We start from the raw sequence: 7,940 nt of genomic DNA, 5'->3' as shown, positions 1-7,940 counted from the left end.
TTCGACCTCTGTTATATTGCGTCACTTTTCTAACGCTAACTAGGCGATTAGAATAGCTGCGTAGCATCAGTTTCTGGAGAGAGCGTACCTTTTTCAGATTGCCCTCAGTTTTTGCCCTAAAGATTCGCTGTCTCAAATTCCGAACAATCCGATTGGCTTTGCGCCAGTTGACACAATTCCAATTAGTCTGTCCCTTGGTTCGGTTTACAGTTGCCTGCATCTAACTTACACCTCGGTTTGAAATCATTACAACGGATATTGGTTGACTCACCTGCTTCCCGTCAGCACCCTTTCGGGTTGGACATCTGCCCTATCCACCGGGTTATGGATTCCCCAAGCCTTTCGACTGGTGGCTTTCGCTTCTGGAAGTATCCTTGACCCACTGAAGAATTCGGCTTTCCTTACGGATTGCTTACTGGGTAAATCCCAGACTTCATTGGGGTTACTACGTTACGCACGGATGAGATGTAATTGGGTAGGGTGTCCTCTCTACACCGGAGTGTTTGGTGTCCCAGTTCAACTTGCATTGAGGAGTCAAACCTTGACTGAGTAGTTTCGGGGTATTCAGTACATTCACTCGTATCACCGTGTCAGCCTTTTCGATGACCTTTTCTTACGATGCCTCAATAAGGATTCATTTACATTCACCCATCCAATCTTTCCTTTGCCCGGTTACATTTTTAGGCTAAATGCTTCCTTGGGCTTTACTTTCCGCTTCACACACCACCGTTACCAGTGGCGCATGGGAATGTTAGGAACAGCCTTGGACACTAGACTGGAGGAATCGGTTCCTCACTCATCTTTTGGAAGCTTTGTATATAGGGGCTTCCAGCCCTTCGTGCGCCATCGTGTCGCACCCAAAACGGGAAAATTGTACGCGCTTGACTAAAAGCGTTATCCAGCAAGCATCTTAGCCCCTCGTTTTTCTATAGCACCCGTGAGCGGCTGTTTCCCCTCAGTTGATTGGTGCAGAGTACAGTACATACTTTGCGCTAATAAACCTATTGCATATAAAAAACCCTGGAAAAATACCAACTCTATCGAGATTGCAATTTATCCAGGGTTGTAAAGTATGTATTTATGTCTCGTAAAAACGTAAACTTAGTATTCCCAAAAATTTTGGGATTTGAACATTACATAGATGTCATCTTCAGGGGGTCTACCGAAATCAACCACAAAGTATATGCTCTTCTCTCTACCATCTAAATGGAAGTTACAAGATTGTCGGCTCAACGCCAGATCAATATATATAGGCAGTAATTACACGTAATGGCTCTAACGTGTAATAGGATTTCTTACTAAAGATGTTCTTCTTTAACCCCACCACCGTGACACATCTTGGATGGCATCAGCTGTATCTTTTACTGCTTGTTGACCACCTAAAGCAGGTATAGCAGGAGTTAATGCGTTTATATCACTAAGTAAATTTGGGCGAGTGTGAACAAATAAGATGTGAAGGGTATCTCGCCAGTGATTAAAAAGTGAAGTTTTTTGTATTTGTGAAAGTTTATCAGCCAAACTACTTAGGGCTTCGGCGCGAGTTGACTCAGACTGAATCTCCCTAGCAGCAGCCAGAGCCTCTGGTAACAACTCAGGTGGCAATTTATCAGCCAAACTACTTAGGGCTTCGGCGCGATATCTCTCATCCTGAATCTCCCTAGCAGCAGCCAGAGCCTCTGGTAACAATTCCGGCAATTTATCAGCCAAACTACTTAGGGCTTTGGCGCGATACTCCTCAGACTGAATCGACCTAGCAGCAGCCAGAGCCTCTGGTAACAAATCAGGTGGCAATTTATCAGCCAAACTACTTAGGGCATCGGCGCGACTTGACTCATCCTGAATCTCCCTAGCAGCAGCCAGAGCTTTTGAGAGTCCTAGTTGTTTTAGGTTTGGTGGCAGGTGATTGACTAGCTCTGTAAGCAAGTTTGCTTTCTGTCGTGGATTCGAGCTTTGTAGCACGTAAGCTAATCCTTGCTCAGGAGTCCAGACATTTTTTTGAACTAACGCAATCAGCAGTTCTACTGGTAGATTAGCTGCCAGACTATTAAGGGATGCAATAATCAAAGCATAGCGACACTGCAACCCAATAACTTGAGGCAGGGTTGTAAGAGTCCATGAGTCTTCTGCCAATTGCCAAGCACGAGCAACATCAGTTACAAAGTTGGCAGTTTGTCCCAAGCTCGCGCACGCTTCATACCAACCGTTACCTCCTGCTGGAGTTTCTTCTTGTAAAAGTTGATGTATCTGCAAAAGTTGGTTTGCTTGCTTGAAATGCCAAGTTAAATGAGCATGAATATAACCATCAGTAGGTAATGTATGCCATTGCCCTGATTGAGTTTTTTCTCGATAACGGTTTAATAATGCCGAATGGGCAGCAGTTAAACTCAATCCCAAGCCTGGTAGTTTTTCAGATTGATTAGGAACTTTCTCATCTGTAAGTAATCCAACAGCTACATCATGTATTAAGTCATGTAGCCTATAAGTTGGTTTATTATCAAACTGAATTGTTCCCGTTTGTAGTAATGCTTTAGACCTTAATTGACGCAATATTGTCAAAGCTTGTCTAGGATTAATACCCCAAAGCGTTGCCCCCATTGCATGGGTAATAACTACATCTTCTGGTAAAACTCCAAACCAAGCAAATTGTTGTAATAATTCTGGAGTTAAAGAATTCAAACTGAGATTAAAAGAAGCTACCAGAGAATACTTTTTGCGCTTTTCTTCACTACTACAGTTTACAAATAAGTCAAGTGTATCTAAATGAGCTATTTCTGCCCTTAAATCTTCTAACAATTCTGACCACGTTATTCCATCTGCGATCTGTGCTGCTGCCAATTCTAATGCTAAGGGTAAATAACCAACTGTTTCTGCTAAAAGTTCCGCCTGCTGTTTTTCTGCTTGGGTAAGTTGCCTTGGCTGTGGTTGATTTTCTAGAAGCTTTAGCGATTCGCTCTTTGTCATCACGTCCAAATCATAGCGGCTTGCCCCTGGTATCACAGCCTCTCGTGTAGTTACAAGTACCCGACAACCACCACTACCAACTTGAAAATATTCAACGTGTTCTGAATTCCAAGCGTCATCTACCACCAGCAAGACTTTCTTATTATAAAGTAATGTCTGCAAGTGTCTTTTTGCATCATCTGGTTTAATGGGTTTATAGTTATTGTCTCCCAAAGCCTGAATCCAACTACTTAATAATTGCAACAAATCGGGTTCTTTACTCAAAGTTGCCCACAAAACCCCATCTGTAAAACAAGCTTTAACATCCTCATCATGGGCTGTAGCCGCAGCTAATGTTGATTTTCCAATTCCACCCAATCCATAAATAGCAGTAACAACTAAAGTTCCTTGATTAAAAGCTCCTTGCCACAGTAAAACTGCTTTTACCGCTTGTTGCTGTGAGGGACGTTCTACAAAATTAGGTGCTAAAGGTGGCGCTTGGAAAGGAATGTCAATTTTTGGAGATTTAACTTTGTCCGTTCCCACTTCGGACGACTGGAGTCAAATGTTGAAAGTACTATTGCGTTGATCAATGCTTTGAGTTTGAGCTGCATTAATAGCTTTTTGGATATTTTGAATAAAAGCCGGAGCATCTGAATATTGAGATTTCTCCACCGCTTCTTTTATTTCTTTCAATGCTTCAGCTAAATTCAAAGGTGGATTAGTTTCTGCTTCTGCGGCCAATTCTTGTACCGCTTGATTGACTTCGGTATTAGCTTTAGCAGCAGATTCGACCTCCAGTACAGCCTTGCCATAATCGAGCGGTTGAGAGGGTGCTTTTTCAATAGCAATTACAGTATCGGGAGAGTGTTTTTTAAGGGTGACGAGAAACTGAGCAGTCTTCTCCCATAAAGCTTCGCCTACTTTTTCGCCAGTTTTTTCTAAAGCTTTAGTCGCAATCACAGTTCCAATTGCAATCGCACCAGCTGTTAATGGCTCCATCTCCTACCTCTTAAGCGTGGTATTATATTTTACTATTAATACATGGTTTCTGTTCTATATTACGCAATGAATGGAAGAAATATTTAGTGAGCTTATTGTTTAGGCTCATAATTCATACTGCATTACACGTAAGGGCTAATACGTGTAATCAAAGCCTCAAAGTCTTTTCAATTCATTCATGCAAGGGCGTGAGCGCTGGCTACTAACTCTATAAAAATACCCCCATGACGGGGGTGTACTATTCAAGGTAAATTAAGCTTTGGGGAGTTACGCTATTCAATTACACTAGACACCACTTTACGCGGCGTAAGGAAGGCAAGGACAATTGCCACCAATAACAATGCTGGAACATCACCAAAGAGGTGTCCACGTTCAGCAGGATCAATTACTGCTTGTACCGCCATAATTAGCCCGTGGACTAAACTTGACCAAACAGTGAACCAGATTAAACTGACGTTCGCTTCGGCTTGTCGAGAAGCCAACAGCAAAAAGACACCAAGCGTCGCATAAACACCAATGATCATTTGTTCATATTCGTACTGACCAGGTTGCCATAACCACCCTGATGCCCAAATTTTAGTCAGCGGATAAATAAATAAAAAGGCAATTCCGACAAGAATGAGAGCGATTTGTAAGTAACGATGACGCTCATCCATTGCTCTAACCTCTGCTATTTTTCGGTGCAGTTTCTCTCAAAAAAACTGCTGAGTTTGTAATATTATCCCCACTAGTGACACTTCAAAAATGAAGTGTTAGGAATTTTAATGCTTTATCCACTGCTTTAGCAAACGGCGTGAAGGCTCCCCTAAATTGTGCGATCACTCTTGATCCGCAAATTTCCAATCACTGGATAGACCGGGTTGCAAGTTTACCCTTGGTGTTTGACTTCCTAATAATCAGCCTAGGTCTGACGTTGCTTTTCTGGGTGTAAATATCTTGAGATTGTAGTGTACAGCATTCACGGATTCTACAGGCACACCTCATCTCTCCTACCGCTCCTCAGTCCTCCGTAATGAAGAATTTAAGTAATAAAACGGCATAGTGTAAAACTGCCCTTTTTATGGTAATTCTGTGGCAGTTCACGGCTGATTGATGGTAAATCTGTGGAATTTAAGCCAGAGGGAAGCATTGCCTTTTGGCAGTTCTATGTCACTTCTGTGTTGAATTTGTGGTCTGAAAAATTTGGAATTTTGACGCACAGTACGCCATCTTTGGCGGAAAGTTTTTTTGAAAAAAAGTGAGGATCAAAGTGAATTCAAAATCACTTTCATCAAAAAGAAGTACCAAACAGCTACATTAATACTACAAAACTAACTGTACAGTTCACTACTAGAACGCTGACTTTTAAAGACTCAATTCATCATCCTGCTGGCGTTGCTGTTGCTGCTGTTGCCTTAACTGCTGCCCATAATCGAGTAGCTGCTGATTCCAATCGTCAGCTTTGCACTTGAGGCGCTTGGACTGTGGCAGTAGTTCCTTAACAGCCCGTGCAGCTGCATTGCCAGAATCGTCCGAGTCAAAAGCCACTTGTACATTAGGAATATTCTGCAATTGCTCTACTGGTAAGCTTTTGGGATTATCTACCGCCATGTACAGCGTTCTATTGGGTGGCACGTCGCCTCTAAGCTGATATTCCAGCATGGCAAAAGACACGGCATCGATGGGCGATTTCAAAAGCACCACTTTCTCTACAGGATCTGTTGGCTGTCCGCCTAAGCGGAAGTGAAACCAGCCCTCACGCCTAACTGTTCCTTTCTCGTAGCCCTTAAACGTGTTGTTCTCGCCCCGTGTCCCCCGCAGGAATGCTCCTATTGCCTGGGGTTCTTCGCTAAGATTCCGCATGACGAACACAGCGTTTTGCTGATCATCAGCGTAAACTAACCCCCTTTTATGCAGAAGTTCCACAAAGTTTGATGGTATCCCCCGTTTCTGGGTCAGGTAGTTGGAGACAGAAGACCACTTGCTTTTATCCTCAACAGGTAGCCTGAATTTGTCGCGTGGTTCTAACTGAATAATCTCAGCAGCCACTTGACGACTAAATGCTATCGCTGCTCGTTCTGCCCCAGCTTCACCAAATCGCTCATGCAACCAGACGACTGCCTGCCGCAGATTGCAATTGTTGACGTGCATCACCAAATCAATTGCACCACCTGAGCCTTTCTGTTGATCGGGGGCGAAATCGTAGAATTTGGGCCCATCTATATTAATGATGTGTCCGTGACCCTTCCATTTTCCTTGGCTATTGTGTAGCCCCAATTCCCAAGCCACATCAACAAGTGGCAAGTCGCGCAGTTGTTGGGTTTTCAATTCCAGCGATCGTACAATTTCTTCTAGCCGTTGTCGTTCCTTCTCACTGGCTCTTGCCCGTTGCTCTGCACTCTCTAGTCGCTCCTGCATGAAAGCGCGGTCAGCCAGTTGGTGGTTGAGGACATGGAATTGGTGATCATTCTGAATCCGGGCAACGTAATTTGTAGCTGATTCAAAAGGTTCGGGTTCAAGTTTTTTATTCGACCAGATGGCAGTGAGTGGTTCACTATTAACAGCTTGGTAATATTCTTTGACTTTGGTGTGGGTTGCCTTACTGCCCTTAACCCCTCGTTCAATGCCCAAAGGAGCAAGTGCAGCAGCATAGCTATCTTGGAGTTTGGATAACTTAATGCTGGCAGCGCGACCATTACCCCCAAACATTTCTTTGTGGCTTAACTGCTTGGTTTTCTCGTTGATCGGTACAACATAGGCATGAATGTGAGGAGTAGCTTCATCCAAATGCAATTCTGCCCTGACGCACTTATCACCATAGTTGTTGACTAACCAACTGCGAGAAGCCTTAACAAAGTCCAACATTCGGGGATTATCCCATTCCCCCGCATTTGATGGATTATCGGGGCGAAAATATTCTGGGGATGCTGAAAGAAAAATATCGCTACACAGCACGGCATCCTTGCGCGGTTTGTGTAAAGTTGTGTTGGCTATCTTGTTTTTCACCAAAACTTCAAGCGGTGAATCATCCTCCATGCCAATCAGCCGGATATTTTTTTTAGTGGTGTCGGCATTTGGGGTATCTTGTAAACGTGCGGTATGCTTCTCGCTGCCGCCAATGTTGCCGAAAGACTTGAGTTTTTCAACGCGCAGAATCGCTAAAGCCACCATTGTTTTTTCTCAATGTCAACAGGTGTGCCAATGGGGTGCAAACTCCCCGCAGGGGCGAACGCAACTTCTGTGTTCTGAGCGGAGCGAAGAATGGGCGCAGCCCACCCGCAGGGCACGGAAGTGTAGTGAGTACACCACCAACATGGTACACCGAAGCGAAATTCCTCCGCCATTGTCCCCAACCGCACAGTCATAGTCTCTGTGCTGTCACTGCGCTTGTGGCTACTACCGCAGTTCAAACGTAGGCGACAAGCGCAAGCGCGGCTATTTTACTGCTCTTAGTGCCGCACTTACATCATCTGCTTGTTGCACAGCCTATGCACAATTTTACTGTCTGGTAATTGGGCAGAAAATCTCGTTTCTTTTGACTAATTGCACAGCTTATGCACAGAAAACGCCGTTAAGTTGTGCAAACTTGACACAAGCTGATTGGGCAATATTTCGCTGCTTACGCTAAAGTGCAGTTACCCCTCAAATATCAGCATAAAAATGGTCTCACATATTAATCTTGCTGTATCTATAGATGTCGGTGGCTCTGGCACAAAAATTATTTATAAGGCTAATGGTTGGAAGGAGCCACAGTTAATAGTCATGTCTCCTGATGTGGAACAGATAACTAAGGCTGATTTTCAACGTTATCAGGACACTCAGGTGTGGAACGGTATGCCTCTGCCAGAACACCAAGCCTACTTAGAATGGCAGGACAGCATCTTTATTGTGGGCGAATTTGCTAGTGAATTTGCTCTTGTGGATCGGATTCATGAGCGCAAATACGAAAATGCTTTATATAAGGTACTGGCGGCGGTGGGTGTAATTCTACAAAAACATAATGTCGCTATCAAAAAGCG

Annotated in this window: 7 protein-coding genes and 1 pseudogene; 2 read left to right on the top strand and 6 right to left on the bottom strand. The window is 43.9% G+C overall.

Going from position 1 to position 7,940, the window contains the following annotated elements:
* The coding region (locus H6G97_RS40455) for a reverse transcriptase N-terminal domain-containing protein (RefSeq protein ID WP_190946244.1) at nucleotides 1-220 on the bottom strand (220 nt) is incomplete at its 3' end.
* A gap of 42 nt (nucleotides 221-262) precedes the next feature.
* On the opposite strand from H6G97_RS40455, the gene H6G97_RS40450 reads away from it, so the two are divergent.
* Complete coding sequence (locus H6G97_RS40450; RefSeq protein ID WP_190946243.1) at nucleotides 263-553, top strand: hypothetical protein; 291 nt, start codon at nucleotides 263-265, stop codon at nucleotides 551-553.
* A 761-nt stretch (nucleotides 554-1,314) separates the two neighbouring features.
* On the opposite strand, the gene H6G97_RS40445 is transcribed toward H6G97_RS40450, so the two are convergent.
* The 5 genes from H6G97_RS40445 to H6G97_RS40425 form a co-directional block, all read right to left on the bottom strand.
* Entirely contained in the window at nucleotides 1,315-3,486 is a 2,172-nt protein-coding gene (locus H6G97_RS40445) for an NB-ARC domain-containing protein (protein ID WP_338421952.1), read from the bottom strand.
* Nucleotides 3,487-3,501: 15 nt separating this feature from the next.
* Complete coding sequence (locus tag H6G97_RS40440; protein WP_190946242.1) at nucleotides 3,502-3,942, bottom strand: hypothetical protein; 441 nt, start codon at nucleotides 3,940-3,942, stop codon at nucleotides 3,502-3,504.
* Nucleotides 3,943-4,214: 272 nt separating this feature from the next.
* Nucleotides 4,215-4,598 (bottom strand): DUF6632 domain-containing protein, encoded by a 384-nt coding sequence (locus H6G97_RS40435; protein ID WP_190946241.1) that lies wholly within the window; start codon nucleotides 4,596-4,598, stop codon nucleotides 4,215-4,217.
* 688 nt (nucleotides 4,599-5,286) lie between these two features.
* On the bottom strand, nucleotides 5,287-7,092 hold the full coding sequence (gene mobV / locus H6G97_RS40430; RefSeq protein ID WP_190946240.1) for a MobV family relaxase: 1,806 nt from the start codon (nucleotides 7,090-7,092) through the stop codon (nucleotides 5,287-5,289).
* Complete coding sequence (locus H6G97_RS40425) at nucleotides 7,080-7,286, bottom strand: hypothetical protein (RefSeq protein ID WP_190946239.1); 207 nt, start codon at nucleotides 7,284-7,286, stop codon at nucleotides 7,080-7,082. Before H6G97_RS40425 ends, mobV begins: the two co-directional genes overlap by 13 nt.
* A 295-nt stretch (nucleotides 7,287-7,581) precedes the next feature.
* Between H6G97_RS40425 and H6G97_RS40420 the strand changes: the two are divergent.
* Nucleotides 7,582-7,940: pseudogene (locus H6G97_RS40420) on the top strand (ParM/StbA family protein); the annotation flags it as partial.

This window comes from Nostoc flagelliforme FACHB-838, assembly GCF_014698065.1.
Taxonomy (GTDB): Bacteria; Cyanobacteriota; Cyanobacteriia; order Cyanobacteriales; family Nostocaceae; genus Nostoc; species Nostoc flagelliforme_B.
This window is presented reverse-complemented; position numbering and strand designations above follow the sequence as displayed.